Source organism: Maridesulfovibrio sp. FT414 (genome assembly GCF_050916235.1).
GTDB lineage: Bacteria > Desulfobacterota > Desulfovibrionia > Desulfovibrionales > Desulfovibrionaceae > Maridesulfovibrio.
The window spans coordinates 1,338,965-1,364,072 of record NZ_CP104854.1; the positions used below are offsets into that span (position 1 = coordinate 1,338,965).

The following is a 25,108-nucleotide window of genomic DNA, read 5'->3' on the forward strand; positions in this document are numbered from 1 at the left end:
AGCTTATGCCTTGCTGCTCCTTTCCATCAGCCGAGCCATAATTTCAGGCTGTTCTCAAGCAAGCCCCTGTAAGCCAGATACATTCCGCCAATCACCAGCAGGGGCAGAATGAAAAAAATCATGGCGATGGGGTCAAAAACTCTTCCGTAGCAGCATTTACGGGAGGCTGGCCTGCCGGTACCGTACGACTGCGGAAACGCAGGCTCCCCGCTTTCAGCCGCCCGTCCGGGGATTCTGGCTATGCAGTTCCTGCGGAGAGTCTGCAGCCTCGGTCCATCCGATTCGCTGAAATACTTTCCGGTGAAGCCAAGTGACAGACAGAGCGCAAAAACCTCCAGAACCTCGGAAGCCCCGTTCTGCAACGCAACACCCTCCGCTTCCGGGTCACCTTCCTTGCCGAAATCGGCAAAAATACTGCTGTCTACCGGTCCGCCCTGTCCGCTAAGGAGCTTTTCCAGCCGTTCAAAAAATTCCTCACCGCCGTTTGCAGTGCCGTAATATTCCCTCTGCAGGGGATGGCGAAGCCAGTCACGGACCCCGGTCCATCCGGAACAGAGTACGGCCTCATCCGCCCAAGCGAAAACCGCAAACCGGGCGTCATCGAAAAGTTCATCCGAAACATCAAGCCGATCAACTTTGTCGTCCAGACGCTTGATTATCGCAGTCACATCCGTTCGCACAGCATCATACTCCGCCCCGGACATCTCAGGCGATCCGGTCAGCAGCCGTATGTAGGCGAAAAGCTCAATAAAACAGTCGGCAAGATGCATAAAACCCTATCCTCTCATGGCGGCAATATATACCGACAGGTCACTGGGTGCGCTATCCCAGTAAAGTGAAATGCTTCCCGACCTGACCACATCATCCCAATGGGGAGATTCTGTATCAATGCGGAAGCACAAGGCACCCTTGGTACGCGGCAGTCCCGGCGGCAAGTTTTCCACATGCATAAGGCTTATGCCCTGAACAGCCCGGGCAAGAAGTGTGCTCATGCCGTGGGTGGCCGAAAGCTTTGCAATCTTCAGCAGTTCCGGCAAAGCCTGTTCCGGTTTTTCAGTCCTGACCAGCAACCAGAAAGTATTTCCGGGAGCAAAGGCTCTTTCCGGAATTGCTGCGGTGAAGTAAGGATCTTCAAACACAAACTGGGTCATGAATTCAGGACCTGCAGTCAGGCTGTCCAGAATATTGGCAATGATGGTGCGGGCAGCCTCAAAGCAACTGCCTACGTTCTCATGATCGTAATCAGGCAGAAGCTTGCGCCCGTCAGGCCCCTCCCCTAGGGCCGTCATCTCTCTGGAAAACGATGACAGCTCCCCGATGATCTGACGCAGCAGCCCGAAGGCCTCCCAGGGGTGGACATGCGGGGCCTCCACATAATGCCTGAGCAGCGGTGCATAACGGTTCAGAGTCCGCAGCACCAGAAGGAACACGGTCGAGGTGAAATCAAGATCACCGGAACCGAGGCCGGTAGGATTCTTGTACTGCTCCAGACGGCGGCAGCGGGAAACAACTTGATCACTGATATCCCGGAAAATATTGTGCAGCCACTTGGACGCGCTCATGGTCAGGCACGGCGGCACAAAGCTTTCATCAAGCCGCACTTCATTGACGTCCAGTATCAGCCGGGCAAGCGGGATGATATGGTAGGAACCAAGATCATGAAGTTCCTCCTCCCAGAACAGCCGCAGCACATAGCGCATGGGCTTTATCTGGGCCACCGGTCCGCTGCCGAGAAGATCCGGCTGCTCCTCGGGGTCCGGTGAAACCGCGAACATGGTATTCACCGATGACACTGAATTCTCGACCAGAGAAACGTTTGCGCCTTCCGGGTTCCACTTGCGCACGCCCAGATAGACCATGAAGGGTTCCCCCTCTTCCTGCCAGGACTTGTCAAAGGAGCGCGGCTCAAGATGGGCATTACCGGGAAAAGTAACCAGATGTCCTTCATCAAAGAACACCTCTATGTCGGTCACTTCGAAATTCTTTCTCTCAAGGGCTCCCTCACGCAGCTTGAGTCCGGTGATACCCCAGAAATACGGATGTCCATACTGCCGAATTGCCCGCAAACGGTGCAGTTGATGCAGATCGGCCAGCTGTAAATGCTGCGGTTGAAGAAAAAGTCCCTGATGCCAGAAAAGAGGTTTATCCGCGTGCACGCCTACTCCCCTACCTTTTGAATTTCATGGGGCCCGAGAATGATCATGGCATCAAGCTTGGCCGGAGCATACCATGTATCCCCCCACCAGAGCATCCCTGTTTCTGTAACGTCCATGGGAATCTGCCAGGTGCGGGAACCGCTGCCCTGCAGATCGTAATAACCGGCCACTACGCCGACAAATTTTGTTCCTTCCGCACGGTCCATGACAATGGTGGCATTGCGCCCCGGCTGAACAAACTGCCGCTGCACCTGAGTCACACTGGGATCGAAGCTGGTGCAGTTAAAAAGTTTTTCCATACCGGTGGAAGTTCCGGAAAGCTCATTGAATTTGCTGAGGTTTGAAAGCTGATAGAAACAGAGCAGCAGGGTATGAGCCGCACCGTCATATTCATTCAGATTCTTGTCCACCCCAAGGTTAAAGGTGATGGCGTTGATCTGGTAGGTCCATTTCATCTGGTCCGGGCTGGACGCTGGAGTAGTTACAGTTGTCGGGTTAACCGGTTTCTGATTTCCGCCACAGCCGCTGATCAGGAAAAACACGGCAAACAAATTTATCAGGCAAAAGGTACGCACAGGCCGCCCTCCGATTTCATGTTTGGAGCTACAGGATGAAAACACCGCTATTAAGATCCAATTTACACATAAAGCACATCAATGTCGACGCCATATGCTCTTCCAACTCCGGCTTATCACACTTTGTTTCCCAATCAGGCCAAGATGGGGTACTATGCACGCAAGAACCCTTCCACTGAGCAGAGAGCAGGAGTTAAGCATGCAGATTGATTTGCCCCCGTTCATTATTCTGGCCCTTGCCCCATTTTCCCCGGCACTTGAAACGCCGAAGCCTCCCCTTATCAAAACGGACACATTATCCATTGATCAGGCTCTGGGAGAAATCCGCCCGGCCATCGACATACCCGTGGACCGCGACATCTGTCCGGACGGCTCCATTTCGGTCTCCATCAACAGAATGGCCGATTTCAGGCCCCGAAAAATCGAAAAGAACTGCGCTTTCATAAAAACCGTTACCGAGGCCAGAAACTTCCTGCGCAAAAACAGCTCCGAAGCATCATTCAGGGCCCAGTTTCCTGAACTGGCCGGGCTTGTAAACTTTCCGCCCCCCACCGTATCAGCAGCACGGTCGTCCGAATCAGAAGTTCTCGACGATCTGTTTTCCATGGTGGACACAGGCGGAGCAGATCAGCCCGCAACCAGTTCATCCGGGGCAGACACACAGCTGGAACGACTACACAGCGCGCTGCTTGAAGCCGTTTTCTCCTCCCCGCTATTCCGGCAGCTTGAATCCGCATGGCGGGGGCTGGAACTTCTTTGCAGGCAGGTTCCATCCGGCAGCAAAGCAACTGTAGAGCTCTGGCTTGTACCGGTTTCACAGGGCAACCTTCCTGCCGTTCTGGAAAAGCTTGAAAACGACCTTGCCGAATCCCCTCCGGACCTGATCCTGCTGGACCGGGCCCTCAGCAACTCGGCACGCTCCATGGAAGAACTGGAGCTGACAATGAACTTTGCCGAATCCATGCTGGCCCCGACCCTTATCCAGATAGGCCCGCAATTCCTTGAACTGCCCAACTGGTCGGAAATAAAAAAACTGCCCTTCATTCCCTCACTGCTGGAAGGGGCCGAGTACGGACGCTGGAAAACCCTCCGCGAAAAGCCTTCCGCAGGCTGGATAATGCTCTGTGTGGGCTCCGTCATGGGCAGGACCATGCTCAGCAGTGAAACCGGGTACGAAATCACATCCCTGACGGAAAAAGGCCCGTTATGGACCGGTACGGTCTGGGGCATGGCTGCCTTGTGCGGCCGCAGTCTGGCCATACACGGACGTCCGACCTGCTTTGCCAACCATTCCGAGATACGTCTGGAAGGTCTTCCCATTGCCGAAGGCCCTGTTCCATCTCCGGTAAATCCGCCACTCGGAACGGAACGGATCAAGGATTTCAGACTGGCTGGCATAAATGCCCCCGCATTCAACGGCGACCAGATCTTTACCCTGCACTCCACATCCATGGATGGCGGACCGTTCAATCTTCGCCTGTACCTGTCCCGGCTTATCCATTTCCTGATCCAGCTTTCAACATCAAGACGTGCCGAATTCATGGAACTTGAAACAGATCTGACCCAAGCGGTGTCCCTTTTCCTGCAACGGCAGGGGTATCCGGCTCCGCATGACCTTGAAATCAAAGCCAAGCCTCAGTACGAAGGAACAATTCCGCTTGAAATATCACTCACTCCCGGACCGGAAATCCTGCCCGGAAATGCGCCGTTTTCATTCGGTTTCAACTGGTAAACATGAACCGTTTAAAACCACCGAGGGAACAAGAAACAGCACCGGATCAAAGCCACATGAACAATAAACCAACACCCTGAAAAGCTGGAACAGAGTTCATTGCGTACGGTTCCAGTTTTTTCAGTACGGGCAGACCAGCTACCTCAGTTGCAGCGAAAACAGCTCCACGTCATCACCGTCAGGGAAGGCACCAAAAATCAGCGCATCCGGCGTTCCGCCGACTTTCACGAAATACGAATCCTTTTCACCAAGCGCGTTCTTGACCGCCCAGCCCACAAATTCCCTGCCGCCGAGTTCCATCTTCAGGCCCTTCATGGGATAATTGAGCACGCATCTTTCCGGCAGCTGCCCGGCAGATCCAACCCCGTGAGCACTGATTTCTCCTCCGCAGACGCCCAGCAGTGCGCCGTTCCATTCATGCCCCGGAGCAGGACCGACCTCAATCCACAGTCCCAGGCTGGGCAGGGCATAAAGATCGAAACGGTATTCCGCATCAATTTTTTTGATCGGCATATTGGCCTTGGCCGCAAGCTTGACGCCAAGTTTCGACTCCTCCACAACCTCTGCGCCACGCAGAGTGGTCGGCAATGCTGCAGTGGCCAGTTCTCCGTCATCACAGATACACAGAATCGGAAAACCCAGTCCTCGCCGGGCCTGAACCGCTGCGGCAAGAAGCCCCAATCCGAAACGGATATCCGGATTCTCAAAGCTTGCCCTGCCGCCCTTGATCAGCCAGACGCCAGTTTCCGGTCTGTCCAGCTCGGCAATGGGACCTGCCCATTCCATTTTTTCAAGATTGTCCGACCAGAAATGACCGTTCACGCCCAGCCCGTAACGGGAAACTGTCTGGAACAGACCCTTACCCTTGGCCTCGTCCTTTTCAAGAATAGATATAAATACACTTTTCGACATATGATACCTCCGGCGGCCCTCTGGGGGGCCTCCCGGCGGGCCCTCCGGGGGCCAAAAAAACTTTTGCAAAAGTTTCTCTGGACTCTTCAAAACCTTTTAATAGGGCTTCGCCGCTTTCGTAAGGTTATTTTTGCTTAATCATTTCCAATCAAAACCACGAGTCACAACAATTCAGCTTCGGCAATTAACATCTTAAAACCAATAGGGATTCCAAAGACCCACTAGCCGTTAGGCGAGAAGCTCCGCTTCGAGTCTTACGGATATGGAGAGCAGAGAGGGCTTAGCTCCTTTAGCTGCCGGAGGCATACCATGACGAAATACCCGAAATGACAATCAGCCGAGCGTGAGGACAGTGCACTGGCTCGGACAGATGCAGACTCCGGGGGCGTTGGGCAGCACTCCCAGACTGTTCTGACCGGTCACGCTGGTCAGCCGCTGAACCGGTATCCCGTCCGCGAGAATGGTTATGCAGCCGACAATATATTCGGTCTGCCCGGATTCAAGGTGCGAAACAACGCCGAGTTCCACGCCGGGTTCATCCCCTTCGCTGACCAGCCCCAGAGAGGTCTGGTTCAGGGTCGGCATGCAGTCACAGAGGACATTGTATGCCGCCGGGGCGGAAGTGGCTGATTCAGCGATATTCGGATAAGGAATCGGCACGGGAATAGGCCCGGCCGGGGTAAGGCAGACATCTGGAAAGCCCATGTCCATGCCTGCTCCCATGGTAAGCGCGAACATACTTATCTCCTTCTATCCCATATGGATAAGTTCACCGTCTATTTTAACGTGCTCCTCGGAAACAATCATGGAATTCTTGCTCTGCATGGTCAGTGTTTCGTCCACCAGCACCCGGCGCGACTCGGCCTGACAATCTTCATGCTCACGGGTGAACCGGAAATAGTTGACCACCCTGCGGGTAAATTCGCGACTGATGTCGTCCACGGTTCCGGCGACCTTTTTGACCCGTTCCACATTGCTGGAGAAGAACTGCGAAGTAAGGGAAACCGTACCTGCAGAGATCTCCACTTCCTCAGAATGCAGTGCCGCTTTCGAGCTGATACAGTTTAACTCCTCGTCCGGGGCGATAGTCAGGCTGCCGCCCCTGACCCGCAAGGTGGTATCTCCATCAACCTCAAGGGCCGTCGGAGTTTCCGCTGCACGGGAAAGCACGGAAAGAATCCACGCACCGCCCTGCGAATCAACGGAAAGCAGCACAGAATCGCCCGGTTCAGGACTGACCAGACAACTGACCGCCCTCTGCGCCTTAAGCTCACCAAAAGAAGTGGCAACCGTCACAGAACCGGCTACCGATACAACCTGTCCATACTCAAGCTGAGGAACAGCCTGTTCATCCTTTCTCGCAAGATTATCCATAAATCCTCCACCGCTGTAAGCCTCTGATCGTACTGGCTGAGCCATATTAATAGGCTCTGTCACCGTTGAGTGTTGAAATTAATAACCGCTTTAAACTAATGGGGATTCCAAAGGGGCTTGCTCCTTTGGCCGCCGGAGGCATCTTATCCATGCGTCCAGTTCTCGGCTTCTTCAAGATCCTTGTCGGTTCCCTGCAGCATTATGAGAGATGCTCCATCCCAACGGGTATCCTTCTCGATTATGCGGTGCAGCTTGGCACGGTACATTGAGGCCCGGCTGAAATCCGCATGGGTAAGGTCCGCCTTGGAAAAATCCGAATGCTGCAGCTTGGCAGCGATAAATTTTGTTGCCTGACAGACTGCCTCGGTAAAAATTGCATGTACCATGGTCGCACCGGAAAAATCCGCGATTGTAGCATCCACCCCGCCAAGGTAAGCCTTGGTCAGGTCTGCACGGCTGAAATCGGATTCACGCAGAATTGCCCCGCTGAACATGCAGCTGCGCAGGACCGATCCGCCCAGCCGGGCTCCGGTAAGGTCAGCTCCCATGAAGTTGCACATGGTCATGTCCGCTCCGGAAAGGTCCGCACCGCGCAGATTGGCACTGTCCAGCAGCACCTGCGAAAACAGCTGCCCTGAAATATCCTGGTTCTCCAGATCCGCCCCGCGCATCATGACCTTGAAATACGATCCGCCCTTGAATTTTGTTTTCCTGAAGGAAGAATCGTTAAAAACCACACGGTCCAGACCGGCTCCGAACAGGTCCACTTCGTCAAGGATTGAATGGGAAAGCACGGACTTGACGATTTTCATGGACCGCATGTCCGCTCCTTTAAAGCTGGAATGCTGGGCCATGGTCCAGGTCAGTTCCGAACCGGAAAGGTCCGCACCGCTGAAATCGGTCTTCTGGAGCATGGACATGTGTATCTTTGCGGATTTGAACGAAGCCCCTACAAAACTCATTCCCTGCAGGTTGACCTTGGTCAGGTCGGTTCCATCGAAACGGGATTCGTTGAACACACAGTTCCTGAACCCGGTCTTGAGCACGTTGGCCCCGGAAAAATCGGCCCCGGCCAGATTCACATTGCGAAACCTGCCGCCGGTCAGGTCTGCGCCGGACAGATCAGCCCCCGACAGGTCGATGTCCTCCAGAGTCTTGTTGTCAGCTATTGCAGCAAGTATCTGTTCCCGATTCAGTATGCTCATTTAATCATCATCCAGCAGTTCGAGTTTTCCGTGCAACTGGCTGCGTTTGAGATTGGCTGCCTCAAAACTGGTGTTTCCGAGCACGGATTTGAAGAAATCCACGGCAAACAGATTCGAACCGCGCAGGTCGGTATCCACCAGCCGGGCCTTGCGCAGCCCGCCCATATGAATATTGGCGGCCCGCATGGTCGCACCTTCCAGATTGCTCTTGGTGAAACGTGCTCCCCTGGCCGAGACGCCGTTAAGGTTGGCCCGGACCAGTTGCGAGTTGTCGATCAGCCCGTTACCAAGGTCGGCCCCCCGGAAATCAGCGCCGGTAAAATCACTTTCGCGCAGGGCTGCACCGCACAGCCTGGCGTTGCTGAAATCGCTGTCATTAAAACGGGAGTTGCGCCCGGTACGCAGTTTGTCCAGATTGGCTCCGGTAAACCGGGACTTCCGTCCATCAACATCATTGAAGAGGGATTCGTTCACCGAGGCTTCGCTGAAATCAGCCCCGTTTAGTGAGGATGATTTGAACATGCTTTTGCGGATGGAGGAGTTACGGAAATCAGCCTTATCTCCTTTGCCGCTTACTATACACATGTTGATGCGTGCACCCTTAAGATTGGCTTCGGTGAAATCGGTTTTTTCAAGGATTGCCATATCGAAATCAGCACTCTGCAACACGGCTCCGGAGAAATCTGCCCCCTTGAATACAGCCTGACGGGCCTGAGCAGAACTCAGATCAGCTCCCTTGAACACGGCTCTTCCGCATAATGCACGCTCAAGATTCGCGCCATTGAGCGACGCGTTGCTGAAGTCAGCCTCGTTCCCAAGAACCTGCACCAGTTTTGCCCCGTCCAGTCTGGCGTTCCTGAAAGAGGTCCCCTTGATCTGACACCCGGTCAGGTCAGCTCCGCTCAGATCAATACCGGAAAGATCCAGCCCGGTCAGAATTGAACCTGCAAGCGGCTTACCCTGATCATACATGCGCTGGACTTCTTCGCGGGTTCTCTTACAGACCGCATCGGGATCAAAGCCGTGCTCCTTGAGCTTTTCAACAGCCTTTTCAGGTGGAACACGGGCTTTCAGTTTTTCAAGTCCCTTAGCCAGTTCCAATTTCATGGACTCAAACTTGCTCTGCAAGGCAGAACTTTCAGTCTCCGCCTGTGCACCGAGTTTCTCAACCTTTGCAGCGTCACTTTCCATCTTGGCAGCAACCTCCGGGGAAAGCAGATTTCGCTTTTCAAGGTCCGCCGCATGGCTCCTGATTTTTGCTGCAAACTCATTACCCATTTCAGCAAAACTCTGCTTAATGCCACTCGGCTTCGTGGGCACTGCCGCAGGATCAACACCGTACTTTTCATACTTCGCAAGGCTCTGCTTCATTTCGGCCAGCATGGATTCGCGCTTGGCCGCCAGCGGAGCAAACTTCGCTTCCATAGCCTTCTGGACCTCGGCATGAATCCCCTTGGCCAGCCCTTTCACATCCGGAAACTGCGGCCTGAATCCTTTAAGAAAATCCTCACCCGGGGGACTGCCCTTCTCCGGCATCTTCATCTGCGTGGAGTGCTCAGCACTCATGGCCTCGGGAAGATGATCCAGGACCCACTGCCGGAGATCACTGCCCTTTTTGCGGGAATAAAAAACAGTTCCTCCGTGTTCCAGCTCCAGCGGTATTGCGGGTTTGATTGCGGAAACCCAATCAGCCCAATCTTTCTTGAGTACGCTGTCCTGCTCCCATTTTTCGGGTCGCACTACCAACACGGCCTGAGCGTTCTTCAGGGCTTCAGCAGCCTCCTTGCCCGGTTTATCCTTGGGCGAGGACAGGCAGAGAATGGAACAGAAATCCCCGACTTCCTGTTCCATCAGCAACCCCTGAAGCTCATCCCCGACACAGACAACAGGGGCGCCTGCGGCTGCAGGCATGGTAGGCAAATCAATGAGGGTGGCGCTGGGAAGAAACAGCGGAGATTCATCCGAGCCGGGAACCAGCAGGCACTCCCCTTCCTCAAGACCGGCCGGGTTGACCTTGATATGTTTCAGTACCGGCCCGTTGAACCTGGGCAGGACCAGTCCTGCCGGGATCGTAAAATCATCATCCCCCTCAAGTCCCCAATCCATAGGAGCTTCCGTCGCGGGTTCCCTGTTCAACCCCATCCATGTACGCTTGATGGTCTTTCGTTCAATGCCCAGTGCAGAAAGCTTTCCTATGGTTTCAGAATCATCCTCAAGAGCCCGGCGGCAACGCACGACAAAAGGAAAACCACGGTCATGCCACGGATCGACCTTTTTCTTGAGAGGAAAGCCTTCAGGGATCAGCCCGTCCGGGTCAAACTCACCGAAATCAACTCCCGGAATCCGGGGAAGCTTGTCCTTAGCCCCCTTCATACCGGTTTCTGCCTCCTTTAACGCAGCCTTCTGCATAGCCTCCATCTTGGCTTTGGCAACCGACAGCCTTGAGGTGGTTTCCTCCATTTTCTTTCCGATGGTAGCAAGCTTTCCCCGGAACTTATCGAAGATTCCGAAGTTAATCTCCACCAGATGCCCGTGCTCGGCATGGGCTTTCAGGGCCATGGCTTCCAGCCGGTCAATAAGCGCGTTGTGCTCGGCTATCATGGCATCGGTCTTTGCCATCATTTCTCCGGGCTCCGGCAGGGGCATGCTGGGACGGTTTCCAAGAGCCTTCTGACGGATGTCATCGGCAAATTTCGGAATATTCCTGATTTTCAGCAACGACTTCTGGGCCTTCTGCATGGTCTCTTCGGCCTTGGACAGGTCCATGTCCACCCCGCGATCCAGTAGCCTTATCTGCAGATCCCGATAATGCTCTATGGACTTCGGCTGCTCGGACTGCGCTTCATGACGGATCAAGACCCGCAGAACATCTGCACCCTCGTCGTCACAGACTTCAGTTGTACCACGATAAATCAGAAGTCCGCGCATGATTGAAGGGAAAAACCAGACCGTTTCAAGCCGGGTGCTGACCTCCCGGAACTCCTCGTTTTCCCCCATCTGATGGGAAGGCAGAGGCCCCACCGGAAAACGGTGCGGCTTGTAGTTCTTATCCACGGTTACAAAACAGCGCATGCGCAGGCGGGGCAGTGCGCTTTCAATCACCGGCATATCCGGGTTCATATTTTTAATGAGAATCGGCTCGCCGCCCTTGAAATAACCGTCCATGAACTGGTCTTCACAGGCTGTATTGAAAAATTCATAGTTCATGTCATCCGGAAAGAACGGCCAGCGTTCATTCTTCCACTTCTCATCATAAGTACCGTTCTTTTTTGCCCTTTGCGGCCACATCATATCCAGCGGGCCGAATCCGGCAGGGTCAGGTTTCTGGGATGGCGATCCTATCTGCTGCTGCGGTAGTTCAATGTTCGGCAGAGGCACACCTTCGGAACCGTCCGGAAGGGGAACCTTGCCCATGCCCTTGCCCTGCGGATTTCTGGAAAAATCGGGCCCGCCGAAAGCATTGGCCCAGACCAGAGGCATTTCCACAAAAGGTTCCGCCGGAGTGATCAGACCGTTTTTCCAGTAACGGTCACCGAAGACATTCAAAGTCTTTTCCGTTTCACCGACCCGCACCTGAACCTGTGATGCAGGACGGGTCTGCCCGCGCGGAGCAAAGCATGAACCGCTCACAAGGAATTCCCCGCGCGGTTTGGGAACACCCTGATCAATTACCGGCTTGGGGCCAAGCTGTCCGGGCACGGTCTTCCAGAGCTCCTGTTCATCCTTCAGGCTGTCGGGATCACTAAGATCAAAAAAGGCCATGATCCCGACACTGAGATAAAACTTATCCCGGATTCCCAACGGGCGCGGGAAGAATGAATGCTGTTTTTCCTTGAATATCTTCATACTGTCCCGGCTCTAAATATTGTTGATCAGCCCGGCGATGTTGTTCATTTCCCCGGAAATCTGGCTGGTCTCACCTGTCACAGTGGAGGAACTGCCTACAAGCTTGGTTGTCTCGCCTATGCTTTTGGACATGACACCGACAATCTTGTTGTCCTCACCCGCAAGCGCGGTCACTTCCCCGCAAAGATGGGTCAGACAGCCTGCCACGGTATCCATCTCTCCCCAGACCTTTTCGACTGTTCCTGCCAGTTTGCTGGACTGTCCCGCCAGTTGGGCTGTTGCCCCCTTAAGCTCATCATAATCCATGGCAAGGTTCGTATGTTCCGCCTGCAATGTACTCAAGTCACCATGCATTTGCGCACAGGTGGCGTTCAGGTTGGTCTGGTCAACACACATTCTGTTCTGTTCAAGGGACATATGGTTGACCTCGCCCTGCAGTTTTTCCACCTCAAGTTCCAGTTCTGATTTATGGGTGGCTATCTCCTTGCTGGGACCGACCTTGACCCCCAGTTCTCCGCCGATTACAACGTCTTCCTTACCTATCAAGAACATCTTGAAATCATTCCCGGCAATAATCTCATTGGAAATACCGCCGACAAATTTACTTTCATTGCCAAGCACATAGCTGGCAATATTCTTGCCCCCGATTTTGATATTGCCTTCAGTTGAAAGAACAAGAGCCTCTTCTTCCTTCTTTTCTTCAATCTGCTCGTCCGCAATCTTCTTTACTTCTTCCTCAGTCATACCGGAGTCTTCTTCTCCGGAACCACCGGATTCAGAGGCGGCACTGGCAGAACCAAGTCTGACAAAAGTATTTGATTTTGGGGTCTTGAGATGAATCCCCTCACTCCCCTGCTTATCCTGAAAATGAATCAGGTTCTGCCCGCCTGTGGTAACAAGACACATTGTCTGGTTGGAGTCCTTTACAGGACTGGGGTTTTCCGGGTTGGGAGCTGCGGACTGCACTATCGGACGATCCGGGTCACCATCAATATAGGTGATCAGGACCTCGGTCCCCTTGTGCAGGGGGAAATGCATGCCGTGATTGGTTCCGCCGTAAGGCTGGGCCATGCGCAGCCAGGTTGTGGCCTTACCGCCGCTGCGCCCGGACTCGTCAAAAGGCATGATGACCTTGTAACGGCCCTGACTGTCCAGCTCGGCGTACTGACCGCTTCCGGAGGCATCCACCTTTGCATTGAGCGTTCCGGAAAACTTCGGCTTCACCGCCTTGCGCTCGGGGCGGAACTGGGTCTGCGCCGGAATGCAGGTAAATGAATTTCTGTAGTAGAGCCTGTCCGCATCCTCGGCAAGATTGAGGCCCAGACCGGAAACAAGATAGGCTTCCTGACTTCCCTCGTGCAAAACTTCAGTGGTCAGGTAACGCTGGTTGAAGTCCTGGCGGTAATGATCCTTCAGCTCGAAAATATAGCCGGTGCGAATGTACGGAACAGTGGAAACACCGTGAAAGAGTTTCTCCCGGCAGAGGAATTCCTGTGAGCGGATACGGGCAAGCAGGCTTCCCTCATCCGGAGTCTTGAAATGTTCCCCGTAAATGTAGATCTCTCCCATGCCCTGTGAAGATACAACCGCCTCAGCCTTCATTTCGAGACTCGGCTTGAGATAGTTGTAATCCTTGAGCAGCACCTTTTTAGGTAACGGCTGCTGTTTGAGCATGAAATTCTTTACGATTTCATCCCGATGGGTATGGTCCAGATTGCTTGGAGGGGAATAGCTCAGGCTCGTGCCCTCCTTCATGGGGGAATGGGCAATATGAGTGTCCGTTATCACCATCTTTTCGCCCTGATCTGTCTGCTCAAAGTAGTAGTACATCCCGTCGCGCTCCATCCAGCGGGACACGAAGTTGAAGTGGGATTCATCATACTGGCAGACATATTCCCAGGTGGGATATGAACCCTGCAGCTTGAAATCAAAGCTCAAGCCTTCCTTGAGGCCTGCCTTCTTGAGCACATCACCGAGAAAGCCTTTCGGAGTCTCATTCAGGAAAATCTGATTGCAATGGGTCAGGGTGGCCCACCAGAGTTTGGGAACAAGCTCTGCCCGGTAGAAGCAGACCTTCCCGGCCTGATGCATCTGCTCAAAAGAACTGAGCATGCCCTTGAAAGGGATATCCCCGTCATCGCGTTTGATGGTGAACTCTGCCGGGTTCTGGAGGATGGCACCGATATCAAGGTCACTCTTCTCGGAAATCAGCATGATGCTGAACCGATAGATTGTGGAAAGGCCCTCGGTCCCCCGGAAGCGGACCACGCTGAAGGAGTTCTTATCCACCGCCTTGGATTCAAATGCAAATTTAGGTTTTGAGGTATCCGCCATAAAATTATCCTCTCATGCTGTCTTTATTCCCCGGAAAATTCCATGGTGAAAGAACCGTCTTCGCCCACACCGAGAGACACTGCCGCGGGCATTCCGCCTTCGGTCATGTGCAGCAGAATTTCCTTGGACATCTTCGGCAGTACATTGCCGTTCAGAATGTACTCAATGTTGCGGGCACCGGTCTCAACCTCGGTACAACGAGCCGCAATCTGGTCCACCACGGTTTCGTCATAGCTCATCTTCATCTTGTTGTTGGCAAGAAGCATCTTTTCCAGCTTGCCGAGCTTCAGCCGGGTTATGAGCTTCATGGCATCGGGATCAAGGCTGAAGTAGGGAACCACATTCATACGGGCCAGCAGTGCCGGCTTGAAATGTTGAGAAAGAATGGGCCGAACGGCGGAAAGAACTGCGTCCATGGGCATTTCATCCCCGCTGACGGTCATTTCCTGAATCACATCCGTGCCGAGGTTGGAAGTAAGGATGATTATGGTGTTCCTGAAGTTGATGTCCTTGCCTTCGCCGTCGGTAAGCACGCCCTTGTCGAACACCTGATAGAATGTGTTCATTACGTCCAGATGGGCCTTTTCAACCTCATCCAGCAGGACAACGCTGTAAGGCTGGCGGCGGACAGCCTCGGTGAGCATCCCGCCTTCACCATAGCCAACATAGCCCGGAGGCGAACCGATCAGCCGGGACACGGTATGCTTTTCCTGAAATTCACTCATGTTCACGGTAACCACGGAGCGTTCGTCACCGAAAAGCAGGTCGGCGAGAGACAGTCCGGTTTCGGTCTTGCCCACACCGGAAGGTCCCACCAGCAGGAACACGCCAATGGGCTGGTCCGGATTCTTGATTCCGGCCTTGGAGGCCCTGATGACTTCGGCAATGGCTGCAAGCCCCTGATCCTGCCCCTTGATTCTGGCCTTGAGGCGATCATCAAGATCGGCAACGACACGGGCCTCGTCGCGGGCCATCTTGCCCACCGGAATTCCGGTCCAGTCGGAAACAACCCGTCCTACCAGGTCAGGAGTAACCTCGACCTGCACCATGGGATTACCGTCCTGAAGTACGGCCAAAGCCGCATCAGCCTTGTCCAGCTCTTCTTTGAGCTTCGCGATCTGCGCTTCATCGTCTCCGGCTTCCTGAATCTGACTGCGCAGGTCCAGCACGGCATGGGCGGCATCCTTCTCCTTGAGCCACTTTTCGCTGATTTCTGCAGCCTCGGATTTTTTGGCCTCCATCTCTTCCAGCAGTTTCCGGTATCGATCCTCATCAACTGCGACACCGTTCATCCGGTCACGGTCAACAGCTGCTTTTTCCCGATCCAGAGCCTGAACCACGCGCTGGCAGTCTTCCAGTACCCCGGGTTTGGACGAAAGGTTCACTTTCACCCGGGCACAGGTGGTATCAAGCAGATCAATAGCCTTATCAGGCAGGAAACGGCCTGCAATGTAACGGTCGGCATACACTGCGGCGGCAATGTTGGCATCGTCTCGGATAATAACATTGTGAGCCTTTTCATAGCTCTCGCGCAGTCCGCGCAGGATGATCGTGGAAGTATCCACCGAAGGCTCATCCAGCTTGACCAGTTGGAACCTGCGGGCAAGGGCCGGGTCCTTTTCAAAATATTTTTTATACTCGGTCCAGGTGGTGGCGGCACAGGTCTTCAGCTCACCTCTGGCCAGTGCTGGCTTGAGCAGGTTTGCTGCATCCGCGCCCCCGGCGGACCCTCCGGCACCGACAAGGGTATGGGCCTCATCAATAAACAGGATGATCGGAGTTTCACTGGACTTGATCTCGTCAATTACCCCCTTGAGCCTGTTCTCAAACTCACCTTTCATTCCTGCTCCTGCTTCAAGCAACCCCATATCAAGACCAAGCAGGGTTACGCCGTTCAGGATTTCCGGGACATCACCTTCAGTGATGCGCAGGGCCAGTCCCTCGATAACCGCGGTCTTACCCACACCGGGCTCACCCACGAGTATAGGATTGTTCTTGCGGCGACGGGCCAGAATATCCACCATCTGACGCATTTCCGGGTCACGCCCGAAAACCGGGTCAATGCCCCCGTCACGCGCCTTGGCAGTGAAATCTATACAGAAGCGGGAAATAAAACCGCCGTCACCCTTTGCCGGACCTGCAGGGGCTGCACCCGATGCGACGGCAGGCTGTTTGTGTTCCACAGAGCCTTTGGCAACGGCCCAGAATTCCTTGAGCAGGGTTTCGCGGTTTATGCCGGACAGGAGGCTGGAATAGTTGCCCGAGGCATAGAAATTTGGTTTGGAAAGGAACGCCAGCAGCACGGCACCGGAACGGATGCGTGATTCGCCGAGTTCCACGGAAGAGATAAGCCATGCGTCCTCGAACAGTTCCAGAAGCATGGGAGAGAATACGGGTTTGCCGGAATTGCCGGTCTTGAAATCCTGCAGCACGTCGGAAAGCGTAGCTGTCACCCTGGCGGTCTCTACCCCGTACTGACGGAAAATCAACGGCAGGTCACTGTTCACATCCTCAATGCATTTCAGAAAAAAGTGTTCCACGGACACTTCATAGTTGCTGAGCGAAACACTGAGACCCGCAGCGTTGTGCAGGGCATTGGTGCTGAAATTGTCCAACTTCGAAAGCAGATTCCTGATGTCTACGTTTATCATGATTCAAACCTCTTATGGACGTTTCCGCCTTTATTGGGGAATGACGCCTTTGCATGTTCAAGGTGTTCTCCGGCAAAAACCCAGGTATCGCAGCCGAGGCACGCCCACCCTTCTCCACCGAGCACTACGGTATTGGCCTCTCCCGGCTTCATTTCCAGAACAAGATCATACTGGAACGGCTCTACAAGATAGCCGCGCACAAGGTTGTCCAGCATATCGCCGTCTCCATCTCCGGGCAGCAGCTGGTGATAGCGGCCCGAATCAAGATTCTTTATTTCAATAGCGAATTTGCTGTTACGGTCTTCCAGTTCCTCTCCGATCCAGGACCGTTCTCCAAGCACATTGGAACTTTCCCCGAGACAGAAAAGCTGGTCCTCTGGCAGCTTGACCTTGCGCAGTACACACTGCTCAATCTGGATGTCCGAATGGTTCAGCGAATCCTTGAGCAGGGTTTCGAGGCCGAGCGCACTGCGCGGATACTGAGTCAAAAGGCCTATGTGACGGAAACGGCGGCACTCGGGCGGAACATGGGAAAACGCCTTGTAATGCCCGTAACCGAGCAGACAGCTCAGCCGTTCCAGCCAGGAACTGTCCTTTTCATCCACAGCCTTGATCATCAGCCGGGAACGGCTCCAGGCACGGAAGAACTGGACGTAAGCGTTATTGTTCAGAATATCGACAAAATCACGGGTCACCGACTTGTCATCGGAAGCCTCTGCCAGCAGTTCCTCGGTATAAAAAACCGGCAGCGGTGAAGAAGCCCCGTAAAGACCGAGAAACGTCGCTTCAAGATGATAGATGTCCCCGCCGTCCCTCTCCTCCTGCCCGATATCGCTCAGGTCGGTGGCCGGAAAGCCCAGAGAGAGTTGCGGACGGACCCGCAGATGATCTCTGTAAAAAGCCTCAAGCTCCTTGCCGGTGCAGGAATGCGAATGCAGCCGCAACAGACGTATCGCCTGAAAAAAGGAATACCCGGTCGGATTCTCGAGCAGGTTTCCGATTACAGCAGAGGACGGTTTCCGATCATCGCAATCCACTTATAAATCTCCTTGTTCAGGGTATCCTCTACTGTCAGCCTGGTGAAACAGTTGACCGAAGCGTATCCGGAAAAGAAACGGTTCATGACCGAGCCGAACAGGTAAAGATCTCCGCTGTTGGCAAATCCGTCACAGTTGAGCGACATGCGGATATCCCGTCCGCGCATGACCAGACCGCGTACCAGCCGGTCTCCCTCATGTACTTCCATGCCGGAGATGGCCTCGACCCGTTTGGTGTTGGCCACCACTGCCCCGCGATCACGGGTGTCGGTGAAGACGTAAAGCTTGACCATGGCCCGCAGACTCTCCACATCGGCCACGGACAGGTAATTGAGGTAAAGATGCGAGAGCAGACGCCAGAGCAGGTTTCGGCCCAGCGGCGGCTGTACCGGGGATGTCGGCTGGCGGATATTTTCAAAGTAAGCAAGTTCCGGAGAGGTGGCCGTCGGCTTGCATATATCGCCGTAGCGCAGTTTCTCCGGGAGATTGCCGTTGGTGCAGGTCAGCGCCATGGATAGGGTTTCGGTTGATGGTTCCCTGCCCTCGGACGGATAGGCCACTGAAACAAAAAGATCCGTCTTGTCCCGCACCGCAGAACGGCGGTGATGAACGGTATAGACCGGAAGGGACCCTGCCTGCGGATTGAACATATGGAAAGGCTTGTACGGTTTCTCTTCCACTGTCCCCTGCACATAGCCGACCACAGAGTCCACGGAATAAACTTCGTAGTCTCCACCGGAATCACCTGACGGGCGGACCTGATATTCCGGCCTTTTGTGGTCCAGCACAACCGGTTCCGCGTCACGCTTGAAAAGGTTGATGGCCGGCGTGGCGAAAAGGCACAGGTCATCCTTGGAAAACCGGTTGAAATTCTGGGGAATCCTCTCAAGTTCCAGTATTATTTTGAACTTCCCGGACTTACCGCGATTGCGCCAGTTCTCAAGCCCGGTAACTTCAAAGAAAAGAAACTTTTCAGGAAGAATGAAATATTCCTGAAGAATTCTGTATCCGGGAAAAGCCTGAGACGGATACGGCAGCAAGGCCTCATCGTCCTCAAAACCGACCGGTTTCAGGTTTCTGGTCGGCAGAACGGCGAGACTTCCCCCCTCGGAGCTGACCTGAATGGAGCGGATGTAGTTGAAAAGGAATTTATAGCGCATGGAAGCTGCGGCAGAATCCCCGGGAAGATGGAAGCGCAGGCTGGAAACATCCCATTGGTCAAGCCCGATTCCTTTCAGTTCCAGGCTGATGGTCAGTGTTCCTGAACTGCCCACCCCCTGCACGAGCTGAACATCGGTTATGGAAAGGGGATGAAGTTCCACGTCGAAAGTTGTGGAAAAAGTACACGGAGTTCCGCCCACCGGGATGGATGCAAGCTGTGACCCGGCAGGAACGTGCAGGCTCTCCATAAGGCTCGGTTTGGGCGTGAACCTGACAATTGTTGTTGAGGGGATAGGGCGCAGGTAGTGCGGGAAAATCAGCTGCACCAGCCCGTGGACTATCTCCGGAAACTCGTCATCCAGCTTCTGGTTGATCATGCCGGACATGAAGGCCGAACCTTCCAGAAGACGCTCCACGTCCGGGTCAGCTCCCTGACCGGTAAGCATGGGCGCAAGCGCGGGATGGGTTTTGGAAAACTCCACCGCAAGTTCGCGCAGATGGCTCAGTTCCCTCTGATAATACTTCTCAATCATCCAGATGCCTCCGGCGGACCTGTAGGGCTGGCTTTGATGCGCTGTGCACTTTGGCTATCTGATTTTGCCTCCGGCGGCTTAAACCCTTTTGCAAAAGGGTTTAAGAATCCCAAAACCTTTCAATAAGGTTCAGCCGTTTCAAATGCCAAAATTGCACAGAGAAAGATACACAACCGCAGAATTTACAACTTGTTTCAATTTTCCTGAAAACGGCTCAAATTCACTGCTTACAAAATAACTCTAGCTGTCCTTGACCGAAATCAGGCCGTCCGGGTCAAGAACCGTTTCAAAAACCACCGGCAGTTCATTTTCTTCAAGGGCCAGCTTCCCCTGCAGCTTGAAATGGAGAGACAGTGGATTATCCTCTTCCGGTACGAACTGGATATTCACATTGGACAGCCTCGGCTCATATTTGAGGATAACCTCGGTCATGGCCTCCTCGATGCCGCGCACCGCATCCAGCCCTGTAGCCCCGATCATGGACGTAAAATCAGGTACCCCGAAATCAGGGGCGATCTGGGCATTTCCCTGCCGGGTGTTCAGTATCAGCCGCAGGTAATCCAGAATGGATTTAACGACCTGCCCCGGCTCTGCCGAATCACGCCAGTCCGGATCCTGTTCCATGAACCGTATGCGTTCAAGCAACCTCTGTCCGCTCAAAATACCTCCGTAAAATGGACAGCCTGTGTCCTGTCAAAGCGGGGAGCACCTGAGCTCCCCGCTTCAATTCATTTCTAACTGGCTTTCCAGTCGTCGGTGTATTCAATGTTGCCGTCGGCATAAGTCCAGGTGATTTTGGAATAGGTGAAGCTGACTTCTTCCATGTCATGGTAGGGCTTGTTGTCGGTGACAAAGGTCAGCGGCTTGTAGTTGTGCAGGTTAACGATGATGGCTTCTTCCATCTTGATGGTGTAGTACTTCTTTTCCACACCTGTTGCGTCGATATGGTAATGGTCGATCTGAACTGTGAGCTGCTCACCCTTGCAGCAGGCCTGGGCCAGTTTGGGGGATGCGTTGTCCACGTGTTTGGTAACTGTGAAAGGCTGGTGGATGCGCTGTCCGGTAGGCAGACCGGTATGGGTATCCTTGGGGATTTCCACATTGTGATCCAGCCCGTAAACAAGCATGGTGTCTTTTTTGTCTCCAGTCTGGGTGCAGTCACCCTTGATCTGTCCCTGAGTCTTGCCTGTGACCTTCATATACGAAGTAAGTGCCATAACCTTCTCCTTGAAATTGCCGGTTAAAGGTTGAGCTGTTCAGTGGCTGCTGCGGTTACGCCGCACGGCAGCCGGACCCCTTCTACGCTGTTATTCCTTCTCCAGTTTGCCCACCAGTGACAGGGTGAAAGCCGCGCCCATGTACTTGAAGTGCGGACGGGCCTTCAGGGACACCTGATACCAGCCCGGATCGCCTTCCACATCGCTGACCTCGATCTTGGCCATACGCAGGGGCCTGCGGCTGCGCACACTGGGTGCGGGGTTGTCCATTTCGGTAACGTACTGGGAAATCCAGGTATTGAGTTCACGTTCCAGATCTCCGCGCTCCTTCCAGGTACCGATATTCTCGCGCTGGATAACCTTGATGTAATGGGCCAGACGGTCCATTATCATCATGTAGGGGAGCTGAGTGGAAAGCTTGTAGTTGAGCTCGGCCTCCTTGCCCTCCTTGCTGATTCCGAAGAATTTCGGCTTCTGGCAGGAGTTGGCTGAGAAGAAGGCTGCATTGTCGCTGCCCTTGCGCATGGTCAGGCCGATGAATCCTTCCTCGGCCAGTTCGTATTCCCTGCGCTCGGAAAGGAGCACCTGTGTGGGAATCTTGGTCTGCACCGCGCCCATGGCCTCATACTGATAGAGAGGAAGATCCTCTACAGCACCACCACCCTGCGGGCCGATGATATTTGCGCACCAGCGGTATTTCGCAAAGGAATCGGTAAGCTTGGAGGCAAAGGCAAAAGCGGTGTTGCCCCAGCAGAAATCATCATCGCCGTCGGAAACGGATTCCTGATAATTAAAGCTCTTGGCCGGAAGTGTGTCCTGACCGTAAGGCAGGCGCAGCAGGAACTTGGGCAGGGTAAGCCCTACGTTGCGGGAATCATCAGATTCACGGAAGGAGTTCCATTTAGCGTATTGCGGCATCTCAAAAATGGATTTCAGATCCTTGAGGTTGGGCAGCTCACTCCATTTTTCAATGCCGAAAAACTCCGGTCCGGCAGCAGCGATAAACGGCGCATGGGCCATGGCCGCTACTGAAGCCGTATACTGCAAAAGTTTCATATCCTGCGGTCCGGGACCGAAATCATAGTTCCCGACAATAGCCCCAAAAGGCTGACCGCCGAACTGTCCATACTCCGCAGTATATGCCTGCTTGTAGAGTCCGGACTTGGTGATTTCCGGAGCATCGTCAAAATCGTCCAGCAGATCCTGCTTGGATACGTTCATTATCTGAATGCGCACGTTTTCCCGGAAATCAGTACGGTCCACCAGGAATTTGAGCGAACGCCACGAGGATTCCAGCTGCTGGAATTCCTTGTTGTGGATGATACTGTCCATCTGTGCGGACAGCTTCTGGTCAATCTGTGCCAGCATGTCGTCCACAAGATTGCCGGAAACCTTTGCGCCTTCGCGCTCCGGTTTCACCATTTCCTCAAGGAAGGCCTGCAGCCCGGCCTTGGTTACGGAATAGGCCTCGTCGTCCGGTTTAAGCTTTGTTGCCTCGACAATATCATCAAGGAGCGAGACTTCGGAGGTGCTTTCCACTTGTTGCTGTTGTTCAAGTTTCTCTTCTGCCATCGATCTTCCCCCTACTCGATTCCAAGTTCTTTGAGCAGGCGTTCGCGGGCGCCTTCATCGGCGACAAGCCCCTGCACTTTTTTCCTGAATTCCGGCACGTTGGAGAGAGGTCCCTTTAAGGCCTTCAGCGCCTCGCGCAGCTCCATGAGCTTCTGAAGCTCCGGAACCTGATTTATAATCTGGTCCGGATCGAAATCCTTGAGGCTCTCAAATTTGAGATTAACGGCCATCTGAGCATCCGGGTCACCGCCAAGCTTGTTGTCAACGCCGATCTTAAGTTCAAGATCCTGTGCCTTAAGCACCTCGTTGAAGTTGTCCTTGTCGATATTTACCGGATCCCGGTCCTCGACCATCCGGTCATCTTCCTTCTGGGTGAAGTCTCCTACCACCAGCAGTTTGAGAGGAAGCTCAACCTCTTCCTTGGCATCCCCTGTCTCGGGCTTGTAAACAATGTTGACCCGCTCTTTGGGAGCAACTGAACCTTCTTTAGCCATATTCAAGACCTCCGCTGAATAGTTTCTCTGAACAGTTCAAAACGTCAGTTAAATCCGTTTATTTTCAAAGCTTCGGCAGGACTGATCCTGCTGATGCGCTGCAAAATCTCCGCGCTTCTTGTCCCGGAATCTGGCCCGCCCTCGGCGACAAATGCACCGTAAGCAGCCAGCAGGCCGGACAGGGCAAGTTCAGGTTCCCATTCCTCAAGACCGTAGCGGTCAAGATGCTCAAGCAGACATTCGGCATGAACCAGTGCAACGCCTGCCTGCCCCTCACCGGAAAGCAACCCGGTCAACCCGCTCTGCAAACGAAAGCGGGCCCGAACGGAGGGAGACCTGTTAACACTATCATAAACAAGGGAGACTGCGTCAAACAGTTTCTTGTCCGCTGCAAGTTGCGCGGCGCGGTCCATAATTTCCGCAGTACCGTCACCCTTCTCGCCAGCATCTCCGGCAGCACCGCCCTTGGCCCTGCCGATGGACTGAAGCCATGACCGGGTCTTGGGATCGGCAAAGGGAGTTCCGTCCGCAAAACTCATTCCGGCCAGTCCGGGGAGTCGTTTCACATAAAGCTCAACTTCCGTCTCCAGTCCGGCCAGAGCATCCGAAAAGCCCTCGCCCATCCCCTTCAGGGCCTCGGCAGACATGCGGCTCAAATCGAGCCAGAAAAGATATTCACCGACGAGAGACTCGGATGCACGCAGGGCTCCGGCATAGTCGCCGCCCTTAAGCTGGCTGGCGATGGAGTCCTTGACCGGCCCGTCGGGGGCCGGAATCATGGTCTGCCCGTTCTGCGCCGGCGGGAGAGCGGCTATCGGCATCCAGGCTGCAAGCCTGCGCAGCCTGTAACCGTTGCAATCCCTGAGATCATTGGCGAGAAGATACTCCGACACCGGAGCAAGGCTGGCCAAACCGGCCCTGAGGCCTCCGGCACATTCATCCGGATTGGAAATATTGCCCACAGCCACGGCTGCCTGAGCAGACATGGAGTAGGCTGGACCTGATGCAGGAGAAGCGTCTGCGGAGACAGCGGATGGTGGGGCCGCTGATGGAGCCTGCTCAGCCGCAGCAGCTTCCGGTTCCGGAGCCTTTTCCTCCTCCATGGGAAGGTGCTGCACATACCCTGAAAGATCCCTGAGCATGGGCGCTTCATCGGATTTTTCCGACAAAGCCCCGTCGAGATCGTTTATCCGCTTATCCAGCAGGTCCACCGTTGCCTTCGGCAGCACCGGGCCATCATAACTCTTGAGAAATTTTTCAGCGTTTTCGATCCACCACTCAACAGGGCCGAATCTTCCACGTATACGTTTTTTGGAAGGATAAAGGGTATCCCAGAAATTGGTGACCAGATCGAGAAGTATCTGAGTTCCGGCAGAAAGGCCGTCAATGCCCTTGAGCTGCAAAAGCCCGACCCCCAGATAGGAAGCAACTTTGAGGTCCTTGGATTTATTCAGCAGAATGGCAGAGCTGAGCTTGACAACATGCTTCCAGTCAACCGCTCCCCCAGCCGTAGCACTGGCAAGTTTGTCGATCTCCTGCTGCAACTGATCGTATTCAGGCTCGTAACGGGCATCGTCCCCTGACGGACTGACATCACTGACAGGTTTTCTGCCAAGATCAAGAAGTTCCATCAATTCCCCTCAACGCTTTAACATCGCGCTTTAACAACGTTTAACCGTAACCATTACTATCCAAGCTACAGGACATCTTAGATCATAGGCCAAAAGATAGCAAATCATCCATATCATTTATTCAAGCCTAACAAAAAAGGCCGACCAGCTTAATGATAAGCTGGTCGGCCTGCTATAGCCATAAGGCTCCGGTAGTATGAACAATTTTATCTATCCTCAGTTAAGCAACGCCCTCAACATATCCACCCCTTCACCGCTGACAACGCTTGCCCGGATGATGTCCTTAGCTCCGGCACTGTGCAGGAATCTGGCCGCAAGATCGCAGTCAGCCCCGGCAGCGTCACTTTTGCTTACAACGCCGACAACCTTTCTGTTGAACATGCACGCGAACAAAGGAGGGAAAAGACTGCTTCTGCGGGTCGCGTCCTGCACCATGACCAGCACATGACAGTCTGCCGAGGAGGTTATCAGGGCATGATAAAAGCGGCTGTTCTCCAGAAACTCACCCGGAGTATTAATGAACTGCCCGCAGTATTCCACCGCCATGGCCCGGCGGGGAACATAGTCACCGAACGACAGGGCTTTTATCAGGGAACTTTTACCGGACCGTGTTTCGCCTACAAACATCATCTTTTTCATTTAAACACCTGTCCGGGGATAACTCTAAATCGCTTGAGG

The 25,108-nt window shown here is 54.0% G+C and carries 19 protein-coding genes; 1 reads left to right on the forward strand and 18 read right to left on the reverse strand.

Going from position 1 to position 25,108, the window contains the following annotated elements; all coding sequences use genetic code 11:
- Positions 1-26: 26 nt before the first annotated feature.
- The 3 genes from N7E73_RS05925 to tssJ are packed head-to-tail and all read right to left on the reverse strand — an operon-like array spanning position 27 to position 2,731.
- Positions 27-770 carry a DotU family type IV/VI secretion system protein gene (locus N7E73_RS05925; protein ID WP_432738114.1) on the reverse strand — a complete coding sequence of 248 codons (744 nt, stop codon included), beginning with the start codon at positions 768-770 and terminating at the stop codon, positions 27-29.
- 6 nt (positions 771-776) lie between these two features.
- Positions 777-2,156, reverse strand: a complete 1,380-nt coding sequence (gene tssK, locus N7E73_RS05930) for a type VI secretion system baseplate subunit TssK (RefSeq protein WP_432738115.1) — start codon at positions 2,154-2,156, stop codon at positions 777-779.
- A gap of 2 nt (positions 2,157-2,158) precedes the next feature.
- Complete coding sequence (gene tssJ / locus N7E73_RS05935; protein ID WP_432738116.1) at positions 2,159-2,731, reverse strand: type VI secretion system lipoprotein TssJ; 573 nt, start codon at positions 2,729-2,731, stop codon at positions 2,159-2,161.
- Positions 2,732-2,930: 199 nt separating this feature from the next.
- Between tssJ and N7E73_RS05940 the strand changes: the two genes are divergently transcribed.
- Positions 2,931-4,463 (forward strand): type VI secretion system contractile sheath domain-containing protein, encoded by a 1,533-nt coding sequence (locus tag N7E73_RS05940; protein WP_432738117.1) that lies wholly within the window; start codon positions 2,931-2,933, stop codon positions 4,461-4,463.
- Between the two features lie 138 nt (positions 4,464-4,601).
- Here the strand turns inward: N7E73_RS05940 and N7E73_RS05945 are convergent, their stop codons facing one another.
- From N7E73_RS05945 to N7E73_RS06015, 15 genes are all read right to left on the reverse strand, one after another.
- Positions 4,602-5,375, reverse strand: a complete 774-nt coding sequence (locus tag N7E73_RS05945; protein ID WP_432738118.1) for a hypothetical protein — start codon at positions 5,373-5,375, stop codon at positions 4,602-4,604.
- Positions 5,376-5,708: 333 nt separating this feature from the next.
- Complete coding sequence (locus N7E73_RS05950) at positions 5,709-6,113, reverse strand: DUF4150 domain-containing protein (RefSeq protein ID WP_432738119.1); 405 nt, start codon at positions 6,111-6,113, stop codon at positions 5,709-5,711.
- Positions 6,114-6,125: 12 nt separating this feature from the next.
- Entirely contained in the window at positions 6,126-6,749 is a 624-nt protein-coding gene (locus tag N7E73_RS05955) for a DUF3540 domain-containing protein (protein ID WP_432738120.1), read from the reverse strand.
- A 143-nt stretch (positions 6,750-6,892) separates the two neighbouring features.
- Positions 6,893-7,954, reverse strand: a complete 1,062-nt coding sequence (locus N7E73_RS05960; RefSeq protein ID WP_432738121.1) for a pentapeptide repeat-containing protein — start codon at positions 7,952-7,954, stop codon at positions 6,893-6,895.
- Positions 7,955-11,800 carry a DUF2169 domain-containing protein gene (locus tag N7E73_RS05965; RefSeq protein ID WP_432738122.1) on the reverse strand — a complete coding sequence of 1,282 codons (3,846 nt, stop codon included), beginning with the start codon at positions 11,798-11,800 and terminating at the stop codon, positions 7,955-7,957. It lies immediately after the preceding gene.
- Between the two features lie 12 nt (positions 11,801-11,812).
- Positions 11,813-14,134 carry a type VI secretion system Vgr family protein gene (locus N7E73_RS05970; protein WP_432738124.1) on the reverse strand — a complete coding sequence of 774 codons (2,322 nt, stop codon included), beginning with the start codon at positions 14,132-14,134 and terminating at the stop codon, positions 11,813-11,815.
- Positions 14,135-14,157: 23 nt separating this feature from the next.
- Positions 14,158-16,785 carry a type VI secretion system ATPase TssH gene (gene tssH / locus N7E73_RS05975; protein WP_432738125.1) on the reverse strand — a complete coding sequence of 876 codons (2,628 nt, stop codon included), beginning with the start codon at positions 16,783-16,785 and terminating at the stop codon, positions 14,158-14,160.
- Entirely contained in the window at positions 16,782-17,822 is a 1,041-nt protein-coding gene (gene tssG / locus N7E73_RS05980; RefSeq protein ID WP_432738126.1) for a type VI secretion system baseplate subunit TssG, read from the reverse strand. The genes tssH and tssG overlap by 4 nt, the downstream gene beginning before the upstream one ends.
- A complete protein-coding gene (gene tssF / locus N7E73_RS05985) occupies positions 17,786-19,516 on the reverse strand; it encodes a type VI secretion system baseplate subunit TssF (protein ID WP_432738127.1) in 1,731 nt (576 codons plus the stop codon). Before tssF ends, tssG begins: the two co-directional genes overlap by 37 nt.
- Positions 19,517-19,756: 240 nt before the next feature.
- Positions 19,757-20,176: a type VI secretion system baseplate subunit TssE gene (gene tssE / locus N7E73_RS05990; protein ID WP_432738128.1), complete on the reverse strand. Its 420-nt coding sequence runs from the start codon at positions 20,174-20,176 to the stop codon at positions 19,757-19,759.
- A gap of 74 nt (positions 20,177-20,250) precedes the next feature.
- A complete protein-coding gene (locus N7E73_RS05995) occupies positions 20,251-20,733 on the reverse strand; it encodes an Hcp family type VI secretion system effector (RefSeq protein WP_432738129.1) in 483 nt (160 codons plus the stop codon).
- A 90-nt stretch (positions 20,734-20,823) separates the two neighbouring features.
- Complete coding sequence (gene tssC, locus N7E73_RS06000; RefSeq protein ID WP_432738130.1) at positions 20,824-22,305, reverse strand: type VI secretion system contractile sheath large subunit; 1,482 nt, start codon at positions 22,303-22,305, stop codon at positions 20,824-20,826.
- A gap of 11 nt (positions 22,306-22,316) precedes the next feature.
- Complete coding sequence (gene tssB, locus N7E73_RS06005; protein WP_432738131.1) at positions 22,317-22,799, reverse strand: type VI secretion system contractile sheath small subunit; 483 nt, start codon at positions 22,797-22,799, stop codon at positions 22,317-22,319.
- Between the two features lie 44 nt (positions 22,800-22,843).
- The gene (gene tssA, locus N7E73_RS06010; protein ID WP_432738132.1) at positions 22,844-24,430 is read right to left on the reverse strand and encodes a type VI secretion system protein TssA; all 1,587 of its coding nucleotides are present in this window, start codon (positions 24,428-24,430) and stop codon (positions 22,844-22,846) included.
- 216 nt (positions 24,431-24,646) lie between these two features.
- Entirely contained in the window at positions 24,647-25,069 is a 423-nt protein-coding gene (locus N7E73_RS06015; RefSeq protein ID WP_432738133.1) for a EutP/PduV family microcompartment system protein, read from the reverse strand.
- Positions 25,070-25,108 lie beyond the last annotated feature (39 nt).

Coding starts and splice junctions, on each gene's coding strand:
- N7E73_RS05925 (WP_432738114.1), bottom strand. CDS start 770: ATGCATCTTGCCGACTGTTTTATTGAGCTTTTCGCCTACATACGGCTG.
- N7E73_RS05940 (WP_432738117.1), top strand. CDS start 2,931: ATGCAGATTGATTTGCCCCCGTTCATTATTCTGGCCCTTGCCCCATTT.
- N7E73_RS05945 (WP_432738118.1), bottom strand. CDS start 5,375: ATGTCGAAAAGTGTATTTATATCTATTCTTGAAAAGGACGAGGCCAAG.
- N7E73_RS05950 (WP_432738119.1), bottom strand. CDS start 6,113: ATGTTCGCGCTTACCATGGGAGCAGGCATGGACATGGGCTTTCCAGAT.
- N7E73_RS05955 (WP_432738120.1), bottom strand. CDS start 6,749: ATGGATAATCTTGCGAGAAAGGATGAACAGGCTGTTCCTCAGCTTGAG.
- N7E73_RS05960 (WP_432738121.1), bottom strand. CDS start 7,954: ATGAGCATACTGAATCGGGAACAGATACTTGCTGCAATAGCTGACAAC.
- N7E73_RS05965 (WP_432738122.1), bottom strand. CDS start 11,800: ATGAAGATATTCAAGGAAAAACAGCATTCATTCTTCCCGCGCCCGTTG.
- N7E73_RS05970 (WP_432738124.1), bottom strand. CDS start 14,134: ATGGCGGATACCTCAAAACCTAAATTTGCATTTGAATCCAAGGCGGTG.
- tssH (WP_432738125.1), bottom strand. CDS start 16,785: ATGATAAACGTAGACATCAGGAATCTGCTTTCGAAGTTGGACAATTTC.
- tssF (WP_432738127.1), bottom strand. CDS start 19,516: ATGATTGAGAAGTATTATCAGAGGGAACTGAGCCATCTGCGCGAACTT.
- N7E73_RS05995 (WP_432738129.1), bottom strand. CDS start 20,733: ATGGCACTTACTTCGTATATGAAGGTCACAGGCAAGACTCAGGGACAG.
- tssC (WP_432738130.1), bottom strand. CDS start 22,305: ATGGCAGAAGAGAAACTTGAACAACAGCAACAAGTGGAAAGCACCTCC.
- tssB (WP_432738131.1), bottom strand. CDS start 22,799: ATGGCTAAAGAAGGTTCAGTTGCTCCCAAAGAGCGGGTCAACATTGTT.
- tssA (WP_432738132.1), bottom strand. CDS start 24,430: ATGGAACTTCTTGATCTTGGCAGAAAACCTGTCAGTGATGTCAGTCCG.
- N7E73_RS06015 (WP_432738133.1), bottom strand. CDS start 25,069: ATGAAAAAGATGATGTTTGTAGGCGAAACACGGTCCGGTAAAAGTTCC.